General features: G+C 59.3%; 26 protein-coding genes, 1 pseudogene and 1 riboswitch. Of the genes and pseudogenes, 12 read left to right on the top strand and 15 right to left on the bottom strand.

Annotated elements, in window-relative coordinates:
* Nucleotides 1-95: 95 nt before the first annotated feature.
* Nucleotides 96-614, top strand: coding sequence for an acyloxyacyl hydrolase (locus AC3IUE_RS27345; protein ID WP_056740805.1), 519 nt, complete (start codon nucleotides 96-98; stop codon nucleotides 612-614).
* A 129-nt stretch (nucleotides 615-743) separates the two neighbouring features.
* On the opposite strand, the gene AC3IUE_RS27340 is transcribed toward AC3IUE_RS27345, so the two are convergent.
* The 6 genes from AC3IUE_RS27340 to AC3IUE_RS27315 form a co-directional block, all read right to left on the bottom strand.
* Complete coding sequence (locus AC3IUE_RS27340; protein ID WP_008153413.1) at nucleotides 744-1049, bottom strand: YkgJ family cysteine cluster protein; 306 nt, start codon at nucleotides 1047-1049, stop codon at nucleotides 744-746.
* A gap of 134 nt (nucleotides 1050-1183) precedes the next feature.
* The gene (locus AC3IUE_RS27335; protein WP_489264291.1) at nucleotides 1184-1963 is read right to left on the bottom strand and encodes an SDR family NAD(P)-dependent oxidoreductase; all 780 of its coding nucleotides are present in this window, start codon (nucleotides 1961-1963) and stop codon (nucleotides 1184-1186) included.
* Nucleotides 1964-1976: 13 nt separating this feature from the next.
* Nucleotides 1977-3422: a deoxyribodipyrimidine photo-lyase gene (gene phrB / locus AC3IUE_RS27330; protein ID WP_489268967.1), complete on the bottom strand. Its 1446-nt coding sequence runs from the start codon at nucleotides 3420-3422 to the stop codon at nucleotides 1977-1979.
* Nucleotides 3423-3456: 34 nt separating this feature from the next.
* Nucleotides 3457-4398, bottom strand: a complete 942-nt coding sequence (locus AC3IUE_RS27325) for a MerR family transcriptional regulator (protein WP_489264290.1) — start codon at nucleotides 4396-4398, stop codon at nucleotides 3457-3459.
* Nucleotides 4399-4408: 10 nt separating this feature from the next.
* Entirely contained in the window at nucleotides 4409-5368 is a 960-nt protein-coding gene (locus tag AC3IUE_RS27320; protein ID WP_489264289.1) for a YbgA family protein, read from the bottom strand.
* A gap of 133 nt (nucleotides 5369-5501) precedes the next feature.
* Nucleotides 5502-6488 carry an NAD(P)/FAD-dependent oxidoreductase gene (locus tag AC3IUE_RS27315; protein WP_056740814.1) on the bottom strand — a complete coding sequence of 329 codons (987 nt, stop codon included), beginning with the start codon at nucleotides 6486-6488 and terminating at the stop codon, nucleotides 5502-5504.
* A 196-nt stretch (nucleotides 6489-6684) separates the two neighbouring features.
* Between AC3IUE_RS27315 and AC3IUE_RS27310 the strand changes: the two genes are divergently transcribed.
* A complete protein-coding gene (locus AC3IUE_RS27310) occupies nucleotides 6685-7587 on the top strand; it encodes a TIGR01777 family oxidoreductase (protein ID WP_489264288.1) in 903 nt (300 codons plus the stop codon).
* A gap of 13 nt (nucleotides 7588-7600) precedes the next feature.
* The gene (gene hemH / locus AC3IUE_RS27305) at nucleotides 7601-8623 is read left to right on the top strand and encodes a ferrochelatase (protein WP_489264287.1); all 1023 of its coding nucleotides are present in this window, start codon (nucleotides 7601-7603) and stop codon (nucleotides 8621-8623) included.
* A gap of 108 nt (nucleotides 8624-8731) precedes the next feature.
* Here the strand turns inward: hemH and AC3IUE_RS27300 are convergent, their stop codons facing one another.
* Entirely contained in the window at nucleotides 8732-10006 is a 1275-nt protein-coding gene (locus AC3IUE_RS27300; RefSeq protein ID WP_056740820.1) for a uracil-xanthine permease family protein, read from the bottom strand.
* A 2-nt stretch (nucleotides 10007-10008) separates the two neighbouring features.
* Nucleotides 10009-10647: a uracil phosphoribosyltransferase gene (upp, locus tag AC3IUE_RS27295; RefSeq protein ID WP_008025893.1), complete on the bottom strand. Its 639-nt coding sequence runs from the start codon at nucleotides 10645-10647 to the stop codon at nucleotides 10009-10011.
* A gap of 163 nt (nucleotides 10648-10810) precedes the next feature.
* Between upp and AC3IUE_RS27290 the strand changes: the two genes are divergently transcribed.
* The 3 genes from AC3IUE_RS27290 (at nucleotide 10811) to AC3IUE_RS27280 (ending at nucleotide 12386) form a co-directional block, all read left to right on the top strand.
* Nucleotides 10811-11368: a hypoxanthine-guanine phosphoribosyltransferase gene (locus AC3IUE_RS27290; protein ID WP_046048293.1), complete on the top strand. Its 558-nt coding sequence runs from the start codon at nucleotides 10811-10813 to the stop codon at nucleotides 11366-11368.
* Between the two features lie 181 nt (nucleotides 11369-11549).
* Complete coding sequence (locus AC3IUE_RS27285) at nucleotides 11550-12035, top strand: hypothetical protein (RefSeq protein ID WP_008153398.1); 486 nt, start codon at nucleotides 11550-11552, stop codon at nucleotides 12033-12035.
* 63 nt (nucleotides 12036-12098) lie between these two features.
* Complete coding sequence (locus AC3IUE_RS27280) at nucleotides 12099-12386, top strand: PA4642 family protein (RefSeq protein ID WP_008153397.1); 288 nt, start codon at nucleotides 12099-12101, stop codon at nucleotides 12384-12386.
* A 68-nt stretch (nucleotides 12387-12454) separates the two neighbouring features.
* On the opposite strand, the gene mqo is transcribed toward AC3IUE_RS27280, so the two are convergent.
* Nucleotides 12455-13963 carry a malate dehydrogenase (quinone) gene (gene mqo, locus AC3IUE_RS27275; protein WP_489264286.1) on the bottom strand — a complete coding sequence of 503 codons (1509 nt, stop codon included), beginning with the start codon at nucleotides 13961-13963 and terminating at the stop codon, nucleotides 12455-12457.
* Nucleotides 13964-14702: 739 nt separating this feature from the next.
* The gene (locus AC3IUE_RS27270; protein WP_489264285.1) at nucleotides 14703-14936 is read right to left on the bottom strand and encodes a hypothetical protein; all 234 of its coding nucleotides are present in this window, start codon (nucleotides 14934-14936) and stop codon (nucleotides 14703-14705) included.
* A gap of 205 nt (nucleotides 14937-15141) precedes the next feature.
* Between AC3IUE_RS27270 and AC3IUE_RS27265 the strand changes: the two genes are divergently transcribed.
* A complete protein-coding gene (locus tag AC3IUE_RS27265) occupies nucleotides 15142-15726 on the top strand; it encodes a YajG family lipoprotein (protein ID WP_056740829.1) in 585 nt (194 codons plus the stop codon).
* A 303-nt stretch (nucleotides 15727-16029) separates the two neighbouring features.
* Nucleotides 16030-16314: a hypothetical protein gene (locus AC3IUE_RS27260; RefSeq protein ID WP_056740831.1), complete on the top strand. Its 285-nt coding sequence runs from the start codon at nucleotides 16030-16032 to the stop codon at nucleotides 16312-16314.
* 64 nt (nucleotides 16315-16378) lie between these two features.
* Here the strand turns inward: AC3IUE_RS27260 and AC3IUE_RS27255 are convergent, their stop codons facing one another.
* A complete protein-coding gene (locus AC3IUE_RS27255; RefSeq protein WP_489264284.1) occupies nucleotides 16379-17542 on the bottom strand; it encodes a 1-acyl-sn-glycerol-3-phosphate acyltransferase in 1164 nt (387 codons plus the stop codon).
* 142 nt (nucleotides 17543-17684) lie between these two features.
* Here AC3IUE_RS27255 and AC3IUE_RS27250 point away from each other — a divergent pair, with 142 nt between their 5' ends.
* Genes AC3IUE_RS27250 through AC3IUE_RS27240 form a run of 3 tightly spaced genes read left to right on the top strand, consistent with a single transcriptional unit; the run spans nucleotide 17685 to nucleotide 18799 of the window.
* Nucleotides 17685-17867, top strand: coding sequence for a CPXCG motif-containing cysteine-rich protein (locus tag AC3IUE_RS27250; RefSeq protein ID WP_008153387.1), 183 nt, complete (start codon nucleotides 17685-17687; stop codon nucleotides 17865-17867).
* A 12-nt stretch (nucleotides 17868-17879) separates the two neighbouring features.
* On the top strand, nucleotides 17880-18140 hold the full coding sequence (locus AC3IUE_RS27245) for a putative signal transducing protein (protein ID WP_008153386.1): 261 nt from the start codon (nucleotides 17880-17882) through the stop codon (nucleotides 18138-18140).
* Between the two features lie 35 nt (nucleotides 18141-18175).
* On the top strand, nucleotides 18176-18799 hold the full coding sequence (locus AC3IUE_RS27240) for an SOS response-associated peptidase (protein WP_489264283.1): 624 nt from the start codon (nucleotides 18176-18178) through the stop codon (nucleotides 18797-18799).
* Nucleotides 18800-18905: 106 nt separating this feature from the next.
* On the opposite strand, the gene AC3IUE_RS27235 is transcribed toward AC3IUE_RS27240, so the two are convergent.
* The gene (locus AC3IUE_RS27235; RefSeq protein ID WP_413696193.1) at nucleotides 18906-19649 is read right to left on the bottom strand and encodes a methyl-accepting chemotaxis protein; all 744 of its coding nucleotides are present in this window, start codon (nucleotides 19647-19649) and stop codon (nucleotides 18906-18908) included.
* Nucleotides 19650-19763: 114 nt separating this feature from the next.
* Nucleotides 19764-19958 (bottom strand): annotated as a pseudogene (locus AC3IUE_RS27230) (HAMP domain-containing protein); the annotation flags it as partial.
* A gap of 1362 nt (nucleotides 19959-21320) precedes the next feature.
* Here AC3IUE_RS27230 and AC3IUE_RS27225 point away from each other — a divergent pair.
* Nucleotides 21321-22139 carry a M48 family metallopeptidase gene (locus AC3IUE_RS27225; RefSeq protein ID WP_489264282.1) on the top strand — a complete coding sequence of 273 codons (819 nt, stop codon included), beginning with the start codon at nucleotides 21321-21323 and terminating at the stop codon, nucleotides 22137-22139.
* A 150-nt stretch (nucleotides 22140-22289) separates the two neighbouring features.
* Here AC3IUE_RS27225 and AC3IUE_RS27220 read toward each other — a convergent pair whose 3' ends face one another.
* Nucleotides 22290-22874, bottom strand: a complete 585-nt coding sequence (locus AC3IUE_RS27220) for a TMEM165/GDT1 family protein (protein WP_008155932.1) — start codon at nucleotides 22872-22874, stop codon at nucleotides 22290-22292.
* 88 nt (nucleotides 22875-22962) lie between these two features.
* A riboswitch (yybP-ykoY riboswitch) is annotated at nucleotides 22963-23087 on the bottom strand.
* A gap of 40 nt (nucleotides 23088-23127) precedes the next feature.
* Nucleotides 23128-24126 (bottom strand): methyltransferase, encoded by a 999-nt coding sequence (locus tag AC3IUE_RS27215; protein ID WP_056740842.1) that lies wholly within the window; start codon nucleotides 24124-24126, stop codon nucleotides 23128-23130.
* Between the last annotated feature and the right edge of the window lie 3 nt (nucleotides 24127-24129).

Here is a 24129-nt window from a genome sequence, read left to right as displayed (position 1 = left end):
CGAATAATTGGGGTGAACTTCTGATTAAACGTCGACTTCTATAGCGTCAAGCAACAAAAAAACCATACGAAATCGTTCGGAAAAGGATGTTTCTAATGAAGCGACTATTCTGCTTGGCCGCGATTGCGGCCGCACTGATGGGGCACAGTTTTACCGCACAGGCGGCAGGCGTGGAGTTCGCGGTCGGCGAGACCAGCGACTCGACCATGACCTATCGACTGGGTATGCAATTCGATTGGGACAAGAGCTGGTTGCAGAGTGATATCGGTCGTGTGACCGGTTACTGGAGCGGTGCCTACACCTATTGGGAAGGCGACACGACCTCCAGCAACCACAGCCTGTCGTTCTCGCCTGTGTTTGTTTACGAGTTTGCCGGTCAGAACGTCAAGCCATACCTGGAGGCCGGGATTGGCGTGGCGTTGTTCTCTCATAGCGAACTTGAAAACAACAACCTCGGTGGTGCTTTTCAGTTCGAAGACCGATTCGGCTTTGGTCTGCGCTTTGCGGGCGGACATGAAGTCGGGATTCGTGCGACGCACTACTCCAATGCCGGTCTTAACAGTTACAACGACGGCGTAGAAAGCTACTCGCTGCACTACACGATGCCGCTCTAAGCCTTGGCGCTTTTAATGTGGGAGCGAGCTTGCTCGCGATGGCGGCATGTCAGTCAACATCAGTGTTGAATGTTAAATCGCTATCGCGAGCAAGCTCGCTCCCACATTGGATCTTCATTGGTCTGACATTCACCGATACGCCGTGGTAATCCCTTGGCGTTCGTCGATGCATTCCGGTGCGCCCATCTCGAACTCCCGGCAGATCAACGGGCGTTTTTCATAGATGGTGCACATCATCGTGTTGCGATCCAGCGCGGCGCACCAGCCGTCATCCAGGCGCAGCATGACTTCCCCGCCCCAATCATCGGTATCGATAAAGCGTTCGGGCACGCCCGTGTCCGTGATCAGCATGACTTCGAGCTGACAGCAGCAAGCTGCGCAGGTCGAGCATGTGACCGCAGGCTCGGCGATTTGCGTATGGGGAATGGTTTTCATGGCGCCCAGTGTAAGGCAGTGGGCCGGTGCTGTGTGAAAGGCCTGACGGACGCTTGGTCGCCGGGTTCGAACAGGGTGATCTCATGGCTGCGATTCAGCAGCCAGGTGCGATCAGCCCCGAGATGCAGGTGATTTCACGGCTGGTCCTTGATCGGAGGATTGCTGCGCACCATGCGTTTGCCGATCGCCAGTTTCCCCCGGTTGGGTCCTTTCGACAGCGGCCAGAGGTCGGCCATGAACAGCGCTGGAAAGGCTAATTCCAGCGGACGATTCTTGAGTTCGGCGAAGATGTAGCGTGCTGACTTGTCCACCGGCCAGCTGAGTGGCATGGGGATGTTTTGCGCCGACAGCGGCGTCTCGACAAACCCCGGGCTGACCACGGTGACTTCGATGCCTTGCGGTGCAAGATCAATTCGCGACGATTCAAACAGGTAACGCAGCCCGGGCTTTGAGGTGCCATGAGCCTCGGACCGCGGCAGCGGCAGGTAGGTGACCGAGCTGGCGACGCCCACCAGATGCGGCGCGGTGCCGGCGCACAAGAGTGGCAGGGCAGCCTGGATGCAATAGCTGCTGGCAAGCAGGTTGGTGCGCACTACGTGCTCGACGATCGACGAATCGAACTGCTGAACGTCGACGTATTCGCAAGTGCCGGCGTTGAGGATCACCGTGTCCAGAGCTCCCCACGCCTCAGCGATCTGCTCGCCGATTTCTCGCACGGTCTGACTGTTGGTCAGGTCACCGGCCACCACCAGCACTTGTCCCGGATAACGCTGGGACAAGACTTTGAGTGGCGCCACCGAGCGAGAACTCACCGCGAGGTGAGCACCGGTTTTCAGTATTTCTTCGGCCAGCGAGGCGCCAATGCCGTTGCTGGCACCCGTCAGCCAGTATCGCCGTGGAGGTGTAAAACTCATCCCATTCTCCCTTTCAGTCAGGCAATTGCCCGGCAGTTTGTCGTGATGACAGGCTCTTGAACGCGGCCAGCGCCCGTTGGCGTGAGCTGCTCAGATTGACGATCGGCGACGGATAATCCGCCACGCCGAACAGGCCGCCAAGGTTCGCCGGGTTGTGCAGTTCTTTCTTGTTCAGCTTGGCCAGCTCCGGCAGCCAGTGCTTGATAAACAACCCCTCTCTGTCGAATTTCTCCGACTGGCTCAGCGGGTTGAAAATCCGGAAGTAGGGCGCCGAATCGGTGCCAGTGGATGAGCTCCACTGCCAGCCACCGTTGTTCGCCGCCAGGTCGCCATCGATCAGATGACGCATGAAAAAACGCTCGCCTACACGCCAGTCGATCAGCAGGTTCTTGGTCAGGAACATCGCCACCACCATGCGCAGGCGGTTGTGCATCCAGCCGGTTTCAAGCAATTGGCGCATGGCCGCGTCGATTATCGGCAGGCCGGTACGGGCCTCTTGCCAGGCCAGGAGTTCATCTGGGGCATCGCGCCAGGCGAGGGCTTCGGTTTCCGGGCGGAAGGCGCGATGACGCGAGACCCGTGGGTAGCCCACCAGAATATGTTTGTAGAATTCGCGCCACAGCAATTCGTTGATCCAGGTGACGGCGCCGACCTTGCCGCTTTCGAACTCGCCCTGATTGCTTTGCAGCGCAGCGTGCAGACACTGACGGGGGGAAATCACCCCGGCGGCGAGATAGGCCGACAGCTGGCTGGTGCCCGGTTTGGCCGGGAAATCGCGTTCGTTTTTGTAGTCGTCGATCTGGGCATCGGCGAAGGTGACGAGGCGACGGTGGGCTTCGGCTTCTCCGGCGGGCCAAAGACTGCGCAAGCTGTCGCTGGGCGTTGCGAAGCCTTCAACGTTCGATGGGATCTTGTCGTTGCTGATCGCCAGCGGCGCCTGTACGGCGGGTGCGGTGACCCGCCTCGGTAACGACCCGCGCAGGCGGTCGTAGCACACCTTTCGGAACTGGCTGAACACCTGGAAGTAAGTGCCCGTTTTGGTCAGCACGGTGCCCGGTTTGAACAGCAGTTGATCAAGGTAGCTATAAAAGTCGATGGCATTGGCTTTCAGCGTTTCGGCCACAGCTGCGTCACGACGGCTTTCATCAATGCCGTATTCCTCGTTGACGTGCACCGCGTCGATTTTCAACTGTTGGCAAAGATCGAGCAGGACCTTGGGTGCGTCCTCCCAGCGAGATGCCTTACGGATCAACAAGGGAATGTTCAGCTCATCCAACGCGCTGCGTAACTCGCTCAGGTTACGCAGCCAGAAATCCACTTTGCACGGCGCATCATCGTGTTCCAGCCATTGCTCCGGGCTCAGCAGATACACCGCCACAGTCGGGCCGCGGGCTGCGGCGGCCGAGAGGGCGGTGTTGTCCTGTAGGCGCAAGTCGCTACGCAACCAAATCAATTGCAGAGAGGAGTCCGTACGATTCATTAAAAATCCGCCATTAAATGAGCCCACGCTGAACCAGGCCCTGATGCGCCGCTAACGGATCTTCAGCCAGGAACAAATCAGTAATCTTGAACGTTCGTGCGGACAACTCGGCGTGGTGGATGCACACCGTGGGTCCGGCAATCATTTTTGGGCAACTGACACCATTCAAAAGTTTCGGTAGCTGCGAAAGGTTCATGGCTTTGCTGGAGTACAGCAGAACGCCGCGGGCTTGCAGATGATCGACCGCCAGCGCGAGTTCGCCGGCGGGAAGTGGCCAGTCGAACACCTCCACCGGGCAATCGGCGCTGCTGATAAGCCAGGCGGTCAGCCACAGGTGAGGCTCCAGTGGCAGGTCCGATTGATTGATCAACAACAGTGGTGCGGTGCGTAACTGACGGTTGTTATGGTAGATGCGTGCGCCAAATTTGCTGCGTAACCAAGAGTAAAAAAACACCCGCTCCATCTGCGCGCCGAACTGGCCTTGCCAGCGTTGCTCCAGTTCAGCCAGTAACGGCATCAGCAGTTGTGCGCACAAGGTCCGTGGTGGATACAACGCCATGGCCTGATTGACGGTGTCATCGAGGGTGCGCTCGTTCAGTTGAGTGACCGCTTGCAGCAGCGTATGACGCATCACTTGCCAATCGTTTTCGACAGATGCGGTAAAGGCCTGCGGGGTGTCGAGCAGTTGCTTGACCTGGCTGACGGCCACGCCACGGTTGAGCCAGGTGAGAATCGTCAGGATGCGTTGAACGTGTTCGGCAGAGAACAGCCGATGCCCCTTGGGCGTGCGTTGCGGCACGATCAGGCCATAACGCCGTTCCCAGGCCCGCAAGGTGACGGCGTTCACGCCGGTCTGCCGCGCGACCTCACGGATCGGCAGCCAGCCTTCGTCGAGGGCTTTCTTGAAGTCGGTGCCGAGGTCTTCGCTGGCGCTGGTGTCGAGTGGGCTTTTCATTCGATTGTCATTAGATCGCGTTTCGCAGGCTGAGATTTTCCGGATGCGGTTGCAGGTAAACCTGTTGCGCAATGTATGGATCCGGGTGTTGACGGAAGTAGTGTTTGAGCAGCGTCAACGGCACCACCAGCGGCACGATGCCGTGGCGGTACTGACCGATGACGTGCTGCACTTCCTGTTTGTCTTCAGGGCTGATCGTCTGTTTGAGATAGCCACTGATGTGTTGCAGGACGTTGGTGTGGGTGCGACGTGTGGCACATTTTTTCAAGGCCGCCATCAGTTCGCTGAAATAGCGTGGACCGAGTTCGTTCGGATCGATCTGGCCCATGTTGCCCAGCAGGTTACCCAGGGTTTTGTATTGCACCGGGTTGTGGGCCATCAGCAGGTATTTGTAGCGCGAGTGAAAGTCCGTGAGGCCACGGCGAGTCAGGCCTTCGCGCAGCAACTGCTGCCAGGCGCTATAGGCGAATACGCGGGTGAGGAAGTTTTCTCGCAGCACCGGGTCGTTGAGTCGGCCGTCTTCTTCCACCGGTAAATCCGGATGTCGCTCGCAGAACGCCTGGGCGTAGATGCCACGGCCACCACCGTCCACCGGCGCACCGTTGGCGTGGTAGACCTTGACCCGATCCAGGCCGCATGACGGGGATTTCTGCATGAAGATGTAGCCGCAGAGATCGCCCAGTTCCGCGGCCATCTTCTGACCGTACTCGGCGAGCGGCCGGGTGACATTGAGTATTGGGTTAACGGTGCCGACGGCTTCGGGATGTTGTGGATCGCCCACCAGACGGATCGGTTCACGGGGAATGCCGAGGCCGATGGCGACTTCCGGACAGACCGGGATGAAATCGAAATAGTCAGTGAGGGTGCGACTGCACAGCCGCGATTCCTTGTGCCCGCCGTTGTAACGCACTTCTGCGCCCATCAGGCAGGCGCTGATGGCGATCTTCGGTTTCACGGTGACATGGGGCATCGGAGCACCTCGAATCTAAACCTGTACAGACTGCTCGGTCTGTACAACATAACTTCATCATAGATTCAAAGGTGTACAAGTCAAATTGTTTGTATAGGTTTTGCCGTCGGGCCTCCTACCGGATCGATGCGGCTCACTGCAGATGCGCATGCAAGCGGCGGGCGGCTTCCTGGCCGCTGAGCCAAGCGCCTTCGACACGACCGGACAAGCACCAGTCGCCACACACATAGAGGCCCAGATCGGCATCGGCCAGGGCTCCCCATTCATGGCTGTTGGCGGGCCGGGCGTAGAGCCAGCGGTGGGCGAGGCTGAAGGTCGGGGCGGGCATGGCGTCGTGCAGCAGCTCGGCAAATGCGCCGTGCAATTGCTCGATCACCGCTTCCTTGGACAGGTCGATATGTTGCCGACTCCAGGCGCTGGTCGCGTGCAAAACCCAAGTGTCCAGCGTGTTGTCACGTCCCGGTTTGCTGCGGTTGCGAGCCAGCCAGTCGAGTGGACTGTCCTGTACGAAGCAGCCTTCCATGGGCGTATCCAGCGGTGTCTCGAACGCCAGCGCGACAGCCCAGGTCGGGTCCATTTTTACTCCGGCGGCGGCACCGGCGAGTTTCGGTGCGGAGGCCAGCAGAGCAGTCGCCTGAGGCGCCGGCGTGGCGATAATCACATGACTGAACGGGCCGTGGGTGAAGCCTTCGGCGTCCTGCAGATGCCAGTGCTCCTCGCCGCGATAGACCTCGGTAATGCGGCAGGCGAAATGCACTTCCAGGTCGCCGAGCAGGCCGCGGGTAATGGCGCTCATGCGCGGCGTACCGACCCAGCGCGTCTGTTCGTCCGGCGACAGGCTGAGCTGGCCGCCATGGAAGGTGTAGAGCTGCGGCATCCATTCAGCGACCCAGCCGTTGCCTTGCCAGCGCTGGACTTCAGTGACGAAGCGGCGATCGCGGGCAGTGAAATATTGCGCGCCCATGTCCAGAGCACCCGCATCGCTGCGCTTGCTCGACATGCGTCCGCCGCTGCCGCGGCTTTTATCGAAAAGTTGAACGACATGCCCGACCTCTGTCAGGGCCTGGGCGGCGGAGAGCCCGGCGATGCCGGTGCCGATGATTGCGATAGGTACAGTCATAGGGGCCTCGTTTACCTTTCTGTACAGACTACGCCGTGGTTGAAACCTGTACAATATTGTTTTTTGGTATAACTTTTAGCGTTCTCGTTCTGACAGCTTGGCCTATTGTTAATCACAGAGCCTGCCCGATACCAAAGATCCCTGCTTATAAAAATAGACTAGTGATCAGGGTAAAACGCTACGCGAGGAAGTAGTCATGCACATATTGCTGACCGGCGGTACTGGTTTGATAGGACGTCAACTCTGCCGCCTCTGGTTGGGTCAGGGTCATCACCTGACGGTCTGGAGTCGCAAGCCTGAAAAAGTCGCGAAAATCTGCGGTGCCCAAGTGCGCGGAGTGGCCCGCCTCGAGGACATCGGCCAGGAGTCAATGGATGCGATTATCAACCTCGCAGGTGCGCCGATTGCCGATCGTCCCTGGACAACCAGACGCAAAGCGCTGTTGTGGAGCAGCCGCATCACCCTGACCGAAACCCTGCTGGCCTGGCTCGAAACCCGTGAACAAAAACCGCAGGTGTTGATTTCCGGGTCTGCGGTCGGTTGGTACGGTGATGGGGGCGAGCGGGAACTGACCGAGAAGTCTCCACCAGTCATCGATGATTTCGCCAGCCAGTTGTGCATCGCCTGGGAAGAAACCGCCCAGCGAGCCGAAGGCTTGGGCATTCGCGTGATCTTCATTCGTACCGGGCTGGTGTTGTCGGCCGAGGGCGGCTTTTTGTCGCGGCTGTTGCTGCCGTTCAAAATGGGGCTGGGCGGGCCTATTGGCAGTGGCCGGCAGTGGATGCCGTGGATCCATATCAACGATCAAATCGCCTTGATTGATTTTCTTCTGCGTCAGGAGCACGCCAGTGGTCCTTATAATGCCTGCGCACCCAAACCGGTGCGCAACCGCGAGTTTGCCAAGACGTTAGGCAGCGTGCTGCACCGCCCGACGTTCATGCCCATGCCTGCCCTGGCGTTAAAGGTGTGTCTGGGCGAATTGTCGTTGCTGTTGCTGGGCGGCCAGAAGGCCGTACCGGCTCGCTTGCTGGAAGCGGGTTTCACTTTCCAGTTCACTGATTTGCGCGCGGCTCTGGACGACCTTTCCAGCCGCCTTTGAAATAGGACGTTGCATGACCGATCACGCATTGCTTCTGGTCAATCTGGGCTCACCGGCCTCCACCTCGGTGGCGGATGTGCGCAGCTACCTCAATCAATTTCTGATGGACCCGTATGTGATCGACCTGCCATGGCCGGTGCGACGTTTGCTGGTGTCGCTGATCCTGTTCAAGCGCCCGGAGCAGTCTGCCCACGCCTACGCCTCGATCTGGTGGGAGGAGGGCTCGCCGTTGGTGGTGCTCAGCCGTCGCCTGCAACAGGCCATGACTGTCCAGTGGACCCACGGTCCGGTGGAGTTGGCGATGCGTTACGGTGAGCCGTCTATTGAATCGGCGCTGGTGCGCCTGACGGCTCAGGGCCACAAGAGGATCACGATCGCGCCGCTCTATCCACAGTTCGCCGACAGCACGGTGACCACAGTGATCGAGGAGGCCAAGCGGGTGGTGCGCGATAAGCAGCTGGATGTGCAGTTTTCGATTCTCCAGCCGTTCTACGATCAAGCGGAATACCTCGATGCGCTGGTGGCCAGCGCCAAGCCGTATTTGCAGCAGGATTACGATCACTTGCTGCTCAGCTTTCACGGATTACCGGAGCGGCATCTGAAGAAGCTCAATCCGGGTCACAGTTTCGAAGGGGGTGGCGATTGCTGCGCTGGAGCGCCACCGGAAGTGGTCGCGACCTGTTATCGCGGGCAATGCTTGCGTACGGCTGCAGAGTTCGCCAAACGCATGGGTTTGCCGGACGGTAAGTGGTCGGTGTCGTTTCAGTCGCGTCTGGGCCGGGCCAAATGGATCGAGCCCTACACTGAAGCGCGCCTTGATGAGTTGGCTGGAATGGGCGTGAAGAAAGTGCTGGTGATGTGCCCGGCGTTCGTTGCCGATTGCATCGAGACGCTGGAAGAAATCGGGGATCGCGGCAAAGAGTTGTTCCGCGAGGCGGGGGGAGAGGAGTTGGTGCTGGTGCCGTGTCTTAACGACGATCCGCAGTGGGCGCGGGCGTTAAGCACGTTGTGCGAGCGAGCGCCGCTGGCCCTTTGATGATCGTTCCCACGCTCTGCGTGGGAATGCCTCTGGGGACGCTCCGCGTCCAGTGACGCGGAGCGTCACGGGCTGCATTCCCACGCAGAGCGTGGGAACGATCAACCGTTACAACAACGATTCATTCGCCTTCTTGTGCTTCCAGCTGTCATTACCCGGCAGCAACAGGTTCAGCGCAATCGCCGTCACCGCGCACAGCGCGATGCCTTTGAGGCCGAAGTCGTCCGGCCCAGTGCCGGTGCCGACCAGGACGCCGCCAATCCCGAACACCAGGGTCACCGAGACAATCACCAGATTGCGCGCTTCGCTCAGGTCGATCTTGTGGCGAATCAGCGTGTTCATGCCCACCGCCGCAATCGAACCGAACAACAGGCACAGAATCCCGCCCATCACCGGCACCGGAATGCTTTGCAACAGCGCGCCGAACTTGCCGACGAACGCCAGGCTGATGGCGAAAATCGCCGCCCAGGTCATGATCTTCGGGTTGTAGTTCTTGGTCAGCATCACCGCGCCCGTCACTTCGGCATAGGTGGTGTTGGGTGGACCGCCAAACAGGCCGGCGGCGGTGGTGGCAATGCCATCGCCGAGCAGGGTGCGGTGCAGGCCGGGTTTTTTCAGGTAATCACGACCGGTCACGCTACCGACTGCAATCACGCCGCCGATGTGTTCGATGGCCGGAGCCAGGGCCACCGGAACGATGAACAGAATCGCCTGCCAGTTGAATTCCGGCGCGGTGAAGTGCGGGATCGCAAACCAGGGGGCGGCGGCAATTTTCGCGGTATCAACGACGCCAAAATAGAACGCCATCGCAAAACCCACCAGCACACCGGAGATGATCGGCACCAGGCGGAAGATACCTTTACCGAACACCGCGACGATCAGGGTGGTCAGCAGCGCTGGCATCGAGATCAGCATCGCCGTCTGATAATGAATCAGCTCGGTGCCGTCGCCAGCCTTGCCCATCGCCATGTTGGCGGCGATTGGCGCCATGGCCAGGCCGATGGAGATGATCACCGGGCCAATCACCACCGGTGGCAGCAGACGGTCAATGAAACCGGTGCCTTTGATCTTCACGGCAAGGCCGAGGAAGGTGTAGACGAAACCGGCCGCCATCACGCCGCCCATGGTCGCCGCGAGACCGAACTGGCCCTTGGCTAGAATGATCGGGGTGATAAAGGCAAAGCTCGACGCCAGGAACACCGGCACCTGACGCCCGGTGACGATCTGGAACAGAATCGTCCCCAGGCCTGCGGTGAACAGCGCCACGTTCGGGTCGAGGCCGGTAATCAGCGGCATCAACACCAGGGCGCCGAAGGCCACGAACAGCATCTGCGCACCCGACAGCACCGTGCGCCAGAGCGGATCGTTGAACTCTTGCTGCATGCTCAAGCGTCCTTCTGCTTGGTGCCGAAGATCTTGTCACCGGCATCGCCCAGGCCTGGGATGATGTAGCCGTGTTCGTTGAGTTTCTCGTCAATGGAAGCGGTGTAGATGGTCACGTCCGGGTGAGCCTTCTCGACGGCGGCAATGCCTTCAGGGGCAGCCACCAGCACCATCGCGCGGATATCCCGGCAACCGGCCTTTTTCAGCAGGTCGATGGTCGCGACCATGGAGCTGCCGGTGGCGAGCATCGGGTCGATGATCATCGCCAGGCGTTCGTTGATTTCCGGAACCAGTTTTTCCAGGTAGGTGTGGGCCTGCAGGGTCTGTTCGTTGCGGGCCACGCCGACGGCGCTGACTTTGGCGCCCGGGATCAGGCTCAGCACGCCTTCGAGCATGCCGATGCCGGCGCGCAGGATCGGGACTACAGTAATTTTCTTGCCGGCGATTTTCTCGACCGACACCGTGCCGCACCAGCCTTCGATGTCGTAGCTTTCCAGCGGCAGGTCTTTGGTGGCTTCATAGGTCAGCAGGGCACCGACTTCCTGAGCGAGCTCACGGAAATTCTTCGTGCTGATGTCGGCGCGGCGCATAAGGCCGAGTTTATGGCGGATCAGCGGATGGCGGATCTCGAGGATGGGCATGGGAAAGGCTCCGGCGGCGGGCAAAAAAACCGGCCTAGATTAATCTATCCGAGGGTGTTGTCCTATAGACATACAGAACGTTAGTCCACAAACGCTTGATCTGGCCGTGCGGGATGCGTACCTTTGCCCGCTTTTCCTGAACAGCCACCCCCTGGAGAGCGCCATGTCCGCTGATCTCGAGCATATCCGTCAAATCATGCGAGAGGCTGACTGCCTGTACACCGAAGCTGAAGTCGAGGCGGCCATCGCCCGCGTCGGTGCACAAATCAACGACCAACTGGCTGAAAGCAATCCGGTGGTGTTCTGCGTGATGAACGGCGGGCTGATTTTCTCCGGCAAGCTGCTGACCTATCTGAACTTCCCGCTGGAAGCGTCCTACCTGCACGCCACCCGTTATCGCAACGAAACCAGCGGCGGCGACCTGTTCTGGAAAGCCAAGCCGGAAGTGTCGTTCCTCGACCGTGACGTGCTGATCATCGACGACATCCTCGATGAAGGTCACACCCTGGGCGCGATCATCGACTACTGCAAACACGCCGGTGCCCGCGCGGTGCACACCGCCGTGCTGATCGACAAGGACCACGACCGCAAGGCTCGCCCGGACCTGAAAGCCGATTTCGTCGGCCTGCCATGCATCGACCGTTACATCTTCGGTTACGGCATGGACTACAAGGGCTACTGGCGTAATGCCAACGGGATTTTTGCCGTTAAAGGCATGTAACTCCCAGCCACATATCCCCTGTGGGAGCGAGCCTGCTCGCGATAGCGGTCTATCTGACAACGTTATGTTGGATGTGCCGACGCTATCGCGAGCAGGCTCGCTCCCACAATGGTTCTGTGTTCACAGATCCACTTCCATACACCCATGCTAGAGTGCTCGGCCCCGCCCTCCGGAGCCCGTCATGAGCCTTTTGATCCGCAGCTGCGCCGCCCTGTTGCTGACCGTCAGCCTGCCTTTGGCTGCCGCCCCGGCGCCGATGCACGCGCAGTTCCTGCCCCCCGATGACCTGACCCTGCGTGACGCGGAGCCCGAGCAGCAACAGCTGTTGCAGGTCACCGAGTACTCGGTGGTGGTCGGCAGTCAACGTCAGTCCAACCAGCAGCCGATTCCGGTGACCTCACCCTTGCTGATCCGTCTCAAGGGCAAATCCTTGAACAAGGGCGCGACCATCAACCAGGTGCTGGTCAATTTCGATGGCGAAAGCAAAAGCCTGAAAAAGCCGATCTACGACGACAAAAGCAAAACCCTGACGCTGTTTTATCCGATGGCTCAGTACCGGGTGGTGATCGACTTGTTGCGCAATGACACGGTGTATTGCCAGTTCCTCAGCTACGCCAACGGCCATGTCTGGGCCGATCTGCACACGGGCGCTGTTCGTCCGCGTTGAGCCCGGTGGCAAGGGAGGGGTAAACTGCCCGCCCCGTGAAATGTCTGCGAGCTGGAGTCGGCAATGCGTAAAGATAAGAAGCAAGTGATTGGTGACGAGATCGGCGATGAGCAGATCAAGCTGTTCCTCGATTTCGAACCGGTCGACGCCACGTCGCCGTCGCTGCACAAATTGATCAAGGCCTATCGCGGCCTGCGCATCGATGACTTCGGGCGTTTTCTGACGTTCTTCGTCGAAGCCGGTCTGGATCTGGACGGCAAGGATGAGCACGGCAATGACTTCGTTGCCCTGATCAAGGATCAGCGCAACGCGGCCGAGTACATCGAACTGATCGAAAAGGCTCGCGGTTAAGATCTTTTAAAGGCACAAAAAAAACGCCCCGCTCTCAATGAGAACGGGGCGTTTTTTATGCGGCCGAATCAAGCGTAGCTTTCGGTCTCGTTGCTGGCTTCAACCAGTTCCAGCGCGACGTTGTTCTGCACGTTGATCTTGCGATACAGCGCAGCGTCGGTTTCCAGAACCTTTTCCCGAGCCGGGAAGATTTCCGCGAGCTTGGCAGCCCACTCACCGGACGCTTTGTTCGGGAAGCATTTTTCGATCAGTTCCAGCATGATCGAAACAGTCACCGATGCACCTGGCGAAGCGCCGAGCAGGGCAGCAAGGGTACCGTCCTTGGCCGCGACCAGTTCGGTACCGAACTGCAGAACGCCGCCCTTTTTCGGGTCTTTCTTGATGATCTGCACCCGTTGGCCGGCCACTTCCAGGCGCCAGTCTTCGGCTTTCGCTTCAGGGTAGAAGCGACGCAGCGAGTCCAGGCGCTGCTCCATCGACTGCATCACTTCGCTGACCAGGTACTTGGTCAGGTCCATGTTGTTTTTCGCCACGGCCAGCATCGGGCCGATGTTGCCGGCGCGAACCGACATCGGCAGGTCCATGAAGGAGCCGTGCTTGAGGAACTTGGTGGTGAAGCCGGCGTAAGGTCCGAACAGCAGGGACTTCTTGCCATCGACGACGCGGGTGTCCAGGTGCGGCACCGACATCGGTGGCGAACCCACGGCCGCCTGGCTGTAAACCTTGGCCTGGTGGTGTTTGACCACTTCCGGGTTGTCGCAACGCAGCCACTGGCCACTGATCGGGAAGCCGCCGAAGCCTTTGCTTTCTTCGATGCCCGAAGCCTGCAGCAGCGGCAGTGCCGCGCCGCCAGCGCCGAGGAACACGAATTTCGCGTCGACGTCACGGGAATTGCCGCTGTTGACGTCCTTGATGCTGACGGTCCAGCCGCTGCCGTTACGCTTGAGGCCGGTCACGCGCTTGCAGTACTTGACCTGGGCATCGGGTGCGCTGGTCAGGTGCTTGAGCAGTTGATTGGTCAGGGCGCCGAAGTTGACGTCGGTGCCGTTCAAGACGCGGGTGGCGGCGACGACTTCGTCGGCCGGCCGGCCAGGCATCATCAGCGGCATCCACTCGGCCATGGTGGCCTTGTCTTCGGTGTATTCCATGTCCGAGAAGGCGTGGTGCTTGCTCAGCGTCTTGAAGCGTTCCTTGAGGAAGGAAACGCCATCGTCACTCTGGACGAAGCTCAGGTGCGGCACCGGGCTGATGAACGTCTTGCACGAGCCGAAGGTGCTTTTCTTGGTCAGATAGGACCAGAACTGCTTCGACACCTCGAACTGGGTGTTGATGTGCACGGCTTTCTTGATGTCGACGGTGCCGTCGGCGGCCTGCGGCGTGTAGTTGAGCTCACACAGCCCGGCGTGACCGGTACCGGCGTTGTTCCACGGGTTCGAACTCTCCGCGGCACCGGAATCCATCAGCTCGACGACTTCCAGCTTGATCGCGGGGTCGAGCTCTTTGAGCAGTACAGCGAGGGTGGCACTCATGATGCCGGCCCCAACCAGTACTACGTCGACTGCTTCGTTATGCGCCATTTAACGCGTCTCCAAAATCTGCAGCACCAAATTGTCGGCATGGCTGCCAGGTGTTCAGGGGCGTGTCAGTGATGCCCCAGGTACTCATGGCAGTATCGCCATGTCCGAATCTTCGCAATTTTTTGCAACTTCGACGGACGCTACCGGCCGGGTCTAAAAGAGTTACATGAACTCACTTCAACGCGCGGCTGGCAATTCGACTTATGGTCGATACATCCGTTTGTGCAACCAAATCCGTAGAGGACAGGCTTCAGGATCCGGTGTTCGAGGCGTACTCGGTCCTGTGTCGTTGGGCTGTTTCAGACGCTAATGGTGCATATTCAGACGCAAAACTATTCATTTGCTCGCCACACTCTTGTGAAGTTGTGAAAACCCGTTTTTTTCACGCTCTTTTGAAGACGTGAACCTCAAAAAAGGGCTGCCCCAGCCTGGCACCGTGCCCGGATGGATTGCCGCCATGGAATACATGACAAGCAAAACGGGCAAACAGCTCAGTGACCGAGCGTAATGACAGCTCTGCAGATTCGCGAAAAGTGGGGGTTTTGCTCAAGGAACAGCAAGCGCGCCAGCTTCACTCGATCTGTGTGGGCGGCTCTCTGTGGGCGGTGCGGGGTGTCAATACAAGCGCATTGACGATGCTGCGAGGCCCGATCAGGAGACGTCCTTATAATCGGGGGGAGATTGTAGCGAAGAAACGCAGGGAAATGGTCGTGTTTAATGACTTTTATTAGGTGTTCGGTCAGGTGGTCAACAGGTGTTGAGCCCGCGCACGTGGCTGGCGCTGGCTGACACGGGCGCTAGGGGGCAGGGGATGGTTCAGCCAGTTGAGACGGATTTCTTCGATTTCGACCCAGTCATCACCCATCGGCTGGAGGCTGCACTGTTTGAATGCCTGGCAATGGCCGTTGCGGTCGAGCAGGGCGAAGCAGCGATGCAGCGGACGTGGGTTGAACAGCGAGATGAGATAGCGCATGGCGAAGTACCTTTTGGGGTGACTGCTGTGAAGGTTGCCAGCGAGCCATGACGAGCAAGTGTATGGGCGGTGACATCTCTGTGACAGGAACCGCGGTCTGAAGGGTTTGTCAGAGATTTCAGTAATCACTGTGAGGTGCTAGTTACCCGCAGTGGCCCACCGCTATACTGCGGGCCTGTTTGTGCCTGATTCTGGAGAGAAGAGCATGTTGCAACGCCTGTTGTTCGGTTTGATCACTGTGACCAGCTTGACGCTGGTCGGCTGCGCCCACAGCCCGCAACAACTGAATCCGGAACCCAAGCTGACGACTCAGCTGGCACCGGTCGGTCATGGTCAACCGGTGGTGGTGCGTGTGGCGGACGGTCGTCCGTCGCCGACTTTGGGCACCCGTGGTGGCCTGTACCCTGAGACCAGCGCGATCACCGTGCAGGGCGCGCAAATTCTGCCGAAGTTGCAGGCTCAGGCCGAAGCGGCCGTGCGGTTGCTGGGTTTTACTCCATCCAACAACGCACCGAATGCACCGCAAATCACTGTGACTCTGGTCGAGCTGAAGTATCAGTCGCCTAAAGAAGGCATGTACGTGACCGAAGCGACCATCGGCGCGACGTTCCGCTCCGATGTGCAGAATGCCAATCGTCGTTACAGCGGTCGTTACGGTGCATCGCTGGACCAGCGTTTCGGCATGGCGCCGAACCAGGAAACCAATACCAAGCTGGTTAGCGATGTGTTGAGCGATGCGTTGACGCGTCTGTTCAAGGATCCGACCGTGGGTCAGGTTCTCGGCGAATAAACTTTCGCTGGATTCAAAAAAGCCCGGTGCCAGCAATGGCCCCGGGCTTTTTCATTCAGGTGTACACCACCGAACAACTGTGGGAGCGAGCCTGCTCGCTCCCACAGGGAATGTGTTGTGTCAGGCGGCTTCGGAGTAAAAGTCCAGCATGCTCACGCCCGTCAGCAAATCCGTCTCCGGCAAATCCGCATGCTGATGCCCGTTATTTGTCGGAAAGCAAGGGCAGGTGGCGAGGCTTTCGGTAGAATCCGTGCCGCGGTCGTCGGTTCGGCGTCTGCCACACCTGTTTTGCTGAGGTTCGTGATGTCGTTGCATTTGATTTCGCTGTTTACCAACCATCCCGCCAAGTTGATCAACCTGTTGGCCTTGTTGTTTGCCTTTCCGGGCGGCTGGATGCTGCATGCCACTCGTCGCCGCGAACAGCGCGCGTTGGCCACTCTCGAAGCGCAAAGCCAGAGCCGTCGTATCGATGAACCGACGTTGATGCTGGACGGGGCGACCTTGCGCATGAACCGGTTTTTCTATGGATTCGGTTTTGCCTGCCTGGGGTTGGCGCTGCTGGTGTCATGGATCAGCACGCGGGTCTGACAGCAAAATACGCAGCAATGAAAACGGCGCCCGAGGGCGCCGTTGTCGTCTCCAGCCAAAAACGTTACAGCGGCAAACCTGCTTTCACACGGTACTGATTGCGCACCGGCGTCGCGTATTGCAGGACCATGAACGGACGATGCTCCTCAGGGCACGCGTCCAGACGCTGTTGCCATTGCTCCTGAGCCTTGGCCAGTTCGTCCGCCGCAAACACCTCAGCGGCTTTCGGCACCTGCAATTGCGGGTCGGCGTCTTTCCACTGGGCGTAGGCCAGGTAGTGCACCGGGAACAGGCGGTAGCCGCCGAGGATCTGCCGGTCCATCTCGATCGCCAATTGCTTGGTGTCGTCGAACAGCTCGGTGATCGGCGAAGCGAAATTCACATGCACGCGGCCCTTGTAGCCGGTGATGCCCTTGGCGATGCTCACATCGTCCTCGCCCGGCACTTTGGTGTAGCTGCCGGTGGTGGCGCGGATAAACAGCTCGCGAGCCTTGGCTTGATCGCATGGGTCGTATTCGTAGCTGATTGACACCGGGGTGAGGTTCAACGACTGAATGACTTCGCCAAACGGCTCGTCCTTGCGGCTCATGTGGAACATTTTCAGGATCGCCGACTCGGTGCGGTCGTCGCCGTCCTTGGCCCGGCCTTCGGCCTGGGCGATCCAGATCGAGGCGCAATCGTTGCGGATCGAGTGGTTGATGTAGGCCGACAGCAGCTGGTACGCCGCCATCTTCTCGCGTCGACCGGCGATCGAACGGTGCACGATGAAGCTCTTGTTCAGGCGCATCAGATCGCTGACGAAGGGCTTTTGCAGCAGGTTGTCGCCGATCGCGATGCGCGGTGTCGGCAGGCCGGCGTGGTACACGGCATAGTTGACGAAGGCCGGGTCCATTACGATGTCGCGATGGTTAGCGATGAACAGGTAGGCGCTGCCGGACTTGAACTGCTCGACGCCGGTGTACGTCACACCGTCCGTGGCTCGCTCGATGGTGTGGTCGACGTACATCTCGACTTTGTCCTGCAACGTGGCCACCGACGTGACGTCAGCGAACTCACGGCGCAGCCGATGAGCTATAAGAGGTTTGAGCATCCAGCCGAAAGCACCGGCAAAACGCGGGAAGCGGAAGTGGATGAGGATATCTAGAAACGCCTTGTCGCCGAGCAGCCGGTCCAGCACTGCCGGGACTTCGCTGTCATTGTAAGGTCGGATGGCATCGAATTCGCCCATCATGCTCTCTTGTTAGAAACGGCTAGGGTAAGTAAAGGTTTTGATCGAAAACCAACGGGGCACGGTCTGAAAAGTTAGCCAGACAAAAATAGCCCTGCAAATAGACCGGCGATTATACGCACAAGTCACCTGGGAGACCGCGATGCTGGAAACCGAGCGCTACGAATGTCCGTATTGTGGTGAAGAGGCTGAGGCCGTTCTTGACTTGTCCGGTGGCGATCAGACCTATATCGAAGACTGTCCGGTGTGTTGTCGCCCGATCACGTTTGTTCTGCAGACTGACGGTCAGGAATGGTTGCTCGAAGTTCACAGCGAAAACGAATGAAAGGGGCACCCCATGCAGCGAATCTACGAGCCGGAAAACCTCATGGAAGGTGAGTTGCTGCAAAGCATGTTGGCCAGCGAGGGCATCGAAGCGCATTTGGTGGGCCGCGATTTGCTCGGTGGCAGTGGCGAATTGCCGATCTTTGGCCTGCTGGGCCTGTCGGTCGATAACGACGAGGCCGAGTACGCCCGGGAGTTGATCACCGCGTACAATGCCGCGCTGCCACTGCCCGGCGATGAACCGGAAAGTTTTCCTGGCACGCTGGTCTGTTAGGCTGACGTTCGTTTTATCAAGAGTCGTGTTACCCCATGTGTGGACGTTATGCCCTGTTTCGCTGGAACCCCGCCTTCGCGGCCCTGCCTGGCTTCCCCGCCGATCAGCAGGCCCAGTGGAATATTTCTCCCAACGATTCGGTGTTGATGCTGCGTGCAGGCGTTGACGGCCAGCGCGAGTTGGCCCGCGCGCGTTGGGGTTTGACGCCGCCATGGCTGACCGATTTGTCCCGCACGCCAGCCCATGCCCGGGCCGAAACCGTTGCCGAACAACCGATGTTTCGCCAGGCCCTGCGCGAACGCCGTTGCCTGCTGCCGGCCAACGGTTTTTACGAATGGCGCGGCACGACGCGCAAACGGCCGTACTGGCTGACGCCGGGGGAGGGTTCGGCGCTGTTTTTTGCTGCGATCTGGGAAGCGTATCCGGTGCAGGAGCAGGTGTGGCTGAGCACGGCGGTGATCACGCAGGCGGCGGCGAGTCAGCGCCGGCCATTGATTCTCGATGCGGCGGGGCAGGAGGCGTGGCTCAATCCAGAGACTCCGTTGCATGCCTTGCAGGCATTGCTCGCCAGTGAACCCGCGGCGTTGCGCGAGCGGGTGTTGGCGAATCTGGTGAATGATCCGAAGCTTAATGGGCCGGAGTGTCTAACCCCCGGCTGATGGGGTGTCTGTGCTGGCCCCATCGCGAGCAAGCTCGCTCCCACAGGTTTTGTGAACGCCACAGACCCTATGTGGGAGCGAGCTTGCTCGCGATGGGGTCTTTGGATCAGACCTTGAACTGATTGATCAACCGCCGCTGCTGTTCAGCCAACTTGGTCAGATCCGCACTCGCCGCACTCGACTCATCCGCTCCGCCGGCGACTTCATTGGCCACTTGCCCAATGTTGATCACGTTCCGGTTAATGTCATCAGCCACCGCACTCTGTTCCTCAGCCGCACTGGCAATCTGGGTGTTCATGTCGTTGATCACCGACACCGCCTGAGTAATCGTCTCCAGCGCCTCGGCCGCTTTCGCCGCGTGCTGCACGCTTTCATCGGTGCGGCTCTGACTGTCCTCCATCACCCGCACCACATCGCGCGTGCCTTGTTGCAGCTGCTGAATCATGGTCTGAATTTCTTCAGTGGCTTTCTGAGTCTTCTGCGCCAGGTTGCGCACTTCATCGGCTACCACCGCAAAACCGCGTCCCTGTTCGCCAGCGCGGGCCGCTTCGATGGCGGCGTTCAAGGCCAGCAGGTTGGTCTGCTCGGCGATCCCTCGAATGGCCGTCAGGATCGCATTGATGTTCTCGCTGTCCTTGGCCAAGGTTTGCACCACGCCGACAGCCTTGCCGATTTCTATCGCCAGCACGCCAATCGAGTTCGACGTATCCCGCACGATTTGCATGCCCTGCGCCGCTGCCTGATCGGCATGACTGGCGGCTTGCGCAGCCTGGGTCGCGTTGCGCGCCACGTCCTGGGCGGTGGCGGTCATTTCATGTACCGCCGTGGCCACCTGATCGATCTCGGCCATTTGCTTGTGCACGCCGATGTTGGTGCGGATGGCGATGTCGGCGGTGTGTTCCGACGAATCACTGACGCTCTGCACCGACGTCACGACCTGGGTGATCATCACCTGCAACTTGGCCAGGAAGGTATTGAAGCCTTTAGCGATAGAGCCCAGTTCGTCGGCACGGTCGCTGGTCAGGCGGCGAGTCAGGTCGCCTTCGCCCTGAGCGATGTCATCGAGCATGGCAACCATTTGCTTCAGCGGCCGGGCAATGCCGTGGCCCACCAGCCAGATCACCAGCAAGCCGATACCGGCAATCAACAAGCCGACCATGGCCATGCCGAAGGTGTCGGACTTGCGCTGAGCGTCCAGATCGCCCTGAAGTTTTTGCAGATCGGCCATTACTGCGTTCAGTGGCAATTGCAGCATGAGGGTCCAGCGAGCGTCGGTCTGGCCAATACCGAACGGCAGGTACAACTCGATCCGGCCCTGGGCCTTATCGACGGTGTAGGTGACTTCGCCGCGCTTGAGATTGGCCATGTTGGCAATCTGCTGGCTGTCGAGGATGTCGCTGACCTTCTCGCCGAATTTGCTCGGGTCCTTGGTGTAGGCAACGATCCGGCCGTTGCCGCCAATCAGGGCCATTTCACCAGCGCCGCTGTACAACTTCTGATTCGCGCTGAGGAGCATTTCTTGGATGAAGTTCACCGACAGGTCAGCGCCGACGATGCCTTGAAAGGCGCCGTTGAGCATGATCGGTTCTATAAAGGAGGCGAGCATGACGATCTTGTCGCCGACCTTGTAGGGCGCCGGATCGATCACGCAGGATTTTTTGGTTTCTTTCGAGCACAGGTAGTACTCGCTGGCGCGTACGCCGGTGGACAGGGTTTTCTGGTCGTCGACGTCCACCAGTTTGTCCAGGCCCAGGCTGCCGTCTTCGTTGCGGAACCACCACGGCAGGAAGCGGCCGTTGCTGGCGTCGATGCCGACAACCTGGGTGTCGACGTAGGCCGCATCGTTGTGATCGAGGGCGTTTTTTTCCCAGCCGATGTAGGTGCCGAGAATTTTCGGGTTCTTGACGACGTTTTCCTTGATCAGGCTGATCAATTGCTCGCGGCTCAGGTTCAACTGTGGCTTGCCGTCGGCACCCGGTGTGCCGATCAATGCGTTGACTCGCACCAGCCCCCCGGCAATCAGCAGTGGCGCTTCGAGCTCGCGCTGGATCTGGCTGACCTGGGTTTGCGCCAGTGACGTCAGCCGTTGTTCGATGACTTGCTCGAATTGTGCCTGGGTCCGCTGCTGGACCATGTCTTGTGTCCGTGCGCCGGAAAACAGGGCGTACAGCACCAGGGCTGCCACGACACTAAGAACGATGGCGCCGGCGAGGGCCGCCACGGAAAACTGGATCGACTTGAATTTCATGGGTGCTCCGCACGCAAGAGGACGTCTGCGGTGCTGTATCGGCAGGGGTGTCGATGGCCATGAGCGGAGGTTGGCGAATTGGCTGTTTTGGAGGGTTTGATGTCGCAAACGAATCATTGCGGGCCGTTATCGACCGCGGTGGGCACCGTTATGTGAATTTTTTCCTACGGCCATGAGAGCTTTGTCTGAAATGTGCGTCTACACCTCTGTTGTATCTGGCGTCGATACAATTCACCACCTAGGATACGCCGCATGTTTTCAGAGAGATTTTTGATGAACAAGACATTGGTTTTGTGTGCGCTGAGCGCAGGTCTGCTGCTCTCCGGTTGCCAGTCGGTCAATACCACCAGCGGTGGCGCGGTGGGCGTTGAGCGCAAGCAGTACATGTTCAGCATGTTGTCGACCGACGAGGTCAACCAGATGTACGCCCAGTCCTATCAAAAGACTGTCGGCGAGGCGAACACCAAAGGCGTGCTGGACAAGACCAGTGACGAGGCCAAACGTGTCCAGGCGATTGCCGATCGGCTGATTGCCCAGGCGCCGGTTTTCCGTCCGGATTCGGCCCAGTGGAAATGGGAAGTCAACCTGATCAAGAGCGACGAACTCAACGCCAACTGCGGGCCTGGCGGCAAGATCATTTTCTACACGGGGCTGATCGACAGCCTGCAACTGACCGACGATGAGATCGCCGCGATCATGGGCCACGAAATCGCCCACGCCCTGCGTGAGCACGGTCGTGAAGCGATGTCCAAGGCCTACGGCATCGAAATGGCCAAGCAGGGCGCTGGCGCCTTGTTCGGTCTGGGTCAGGACAGCCTGGCGTTGGCGGATACCGTGGCTAACTACGGCATGACCTTGCCTAACAGTCGCGCCAATGAAAACGAGGCGGACCTGATCGGCCTGGAACTGGCCGCTCGCGCCGGTTACAACCCGAACGCCGCGATCACCCTGTGGAACAAGATGACCAAGGCCTCGGAAGGTTCGCCGCCGGAGTTCATGAGTACTCACCCGGCGTCGTCGAGTCGTATTGCTTCGTTGCAGGCGGCGATTCCGAAAGTCATGCCGCTGTACGAGAAAGCCAGGAAATCCTGACGGTCATGTATTGAGGCTTCCGGCCTCATCGCGAGCAGGCTCGCTCCCACAGGGTTATCGGTTGAGCACAAAATTTGTGTACGACATAAATCATTGTGGGAGCGAGCCTGCTCGCGATGAACGATGACGCGGAGTCACTGACTTACCGCGTCAAACCCAACCGCTGCTCTGCATCGCCTTGTACACCGCGACAATGGCGAGGATGAAGAATGCCGACGCCGCCAGGCGACGAATTAACGTCAACGGCAATTTATCCGCGGCAAAGTTACCCGCCAAAACCACCGGCACGTTGGCAATCAACATGCCGGCGGTAGTGCCGATGATCACCAGCCACAGCTCCGGGTATTGCGCAGCGAGCATTACCGTGGCGACTTGCGTCTTGTCGCCCATCTCCGCAAGGAAAAACGCGATCAACGTGGTCAGGAACGGTCCGAACTTGCGGGCGGTGCTGGCTTCGTCGTCGTCCATCTTGTCCGGCACCAGGGTCCACAATGCGGTCGCGGTGAAACTCGCGGCGAGGATCCAGTGCAGCGTCGCATTCGAGAAGAAACTACCGACCCAGGCGCCTACCGCACCGGCTGCAGCGTGGTTGGCCAGGGTTGCAGCGACGATACCGGCGATGATCGGCCAGGGTTTGCGAAAGCGAGCGGCGAGAATGAGCGCGAGCAATTGCGTCTTGTCGCCGATTTCGGCCAAGGCAACGATTGCGGTGGGAACGAGAAGTGAATCCAGCATCAGGGTTTTCCTAAGGGGCGGGTCGACACGGCTATGACACGTACAGCCTTCCCGCCCCGGGTAAGGTGTTCGTGTCATAGGTCTTGTCAAACCCTGCGATCCGTCTGATGCGGACGCTTGGGTCGCATACGCCATGGTCTGTTGACCAAGTATGTTGACGTATGCCGGACGAGCATGGCGCTCGTGGGAGACTACTCCCCTAGGACGGAGCGGATTCTGCCTAGGCAAAATCCGTTAGGCAAGCACTTATTTATCAGCCGCGTTTGGCCCGATAGATTCTGAAACCCTGTCCCTCGGCCTTGATTGCGCACACGCCGAGGTGCTCTTCGATCAGCGGTTGGTACTTCAGGAAGCTGTTGGCTACCAAGCGCAGTTCGCCGCCGTTTTTCAGATGTTTTGCTGCTTTTCGCAGCAAGTTCTCGGTAGCGAAGTAATCGGTGTGTACGCCGACATGGAACGGTGGGTTGCTCAAAATCGCACTCAAACCCATCGGTGCTGCGTCGATGCCGTCACCGGTAATCACATCAGCTTCCAGACCGTTGGCAGCCAATGTCAGGCGACTACTGGCAGCCGCAAACGCATCCACATCAAGCAAGGTGACCTGGTTGTGTGGATAACGACGTTTCACCGCTGCTCCCAACACGCCGGCGCCGCAACCGAAGTCCAGCAAATGGCCGCTCGGCAATTTGTCCAGGTGCTCCAGCAACAGCGCGCTGCCGCGATCCAGCCGACCGTGGCTGAACACGCCCGGCAGGCTGATGACTTTTAGCGGACCTTCGGCCAGCGGCAACTCATAAGTCTGGGCCAGGCTTTCCAGCGACTTGGCTTCTGGCGCAGTGGCCACGGTAACCTGCCACAGCTGGCAATGCCGCGCGCTGTCGAGCTTGCGCGGTTTGCCGAAGGGGTTCAGTTGCTTGGCCGCGCCTTCGATGCCGCTGCGTTTTTCACCTACAAGATACAGTTCACGACCGGCCAGTCTGGAGGCGAGGGCGTTGAGGATGTAGTCGGTCAGGTCCTTGGACTTGGGCAGAAACACCACGGCGGTGTCGAACGCGCGCTCCGGTGCATTCACACCGAAATGGCTGCGCTCGGCGAAGCGGGCATCCAGCGCTGCTTGATCGCCGGCATGCCAGCACCAGCCATGAGCGTCGGGCAAACGGCCCAGCAGGTCATCGGCGGGCAAACCGGCCAGCAGCACCGAACCCTGGAACAACTCGGCCTGACGAAGCAGTACTTCACTGCGCGGATCCATACT

The organism is Pseudomonas sp. GL_093, assembly GCF_057837605.1.
Note: the sequence above shows the minus strand (reverse complement) of the source record. Positions and strands in the feature narration are given on the sequence as shown.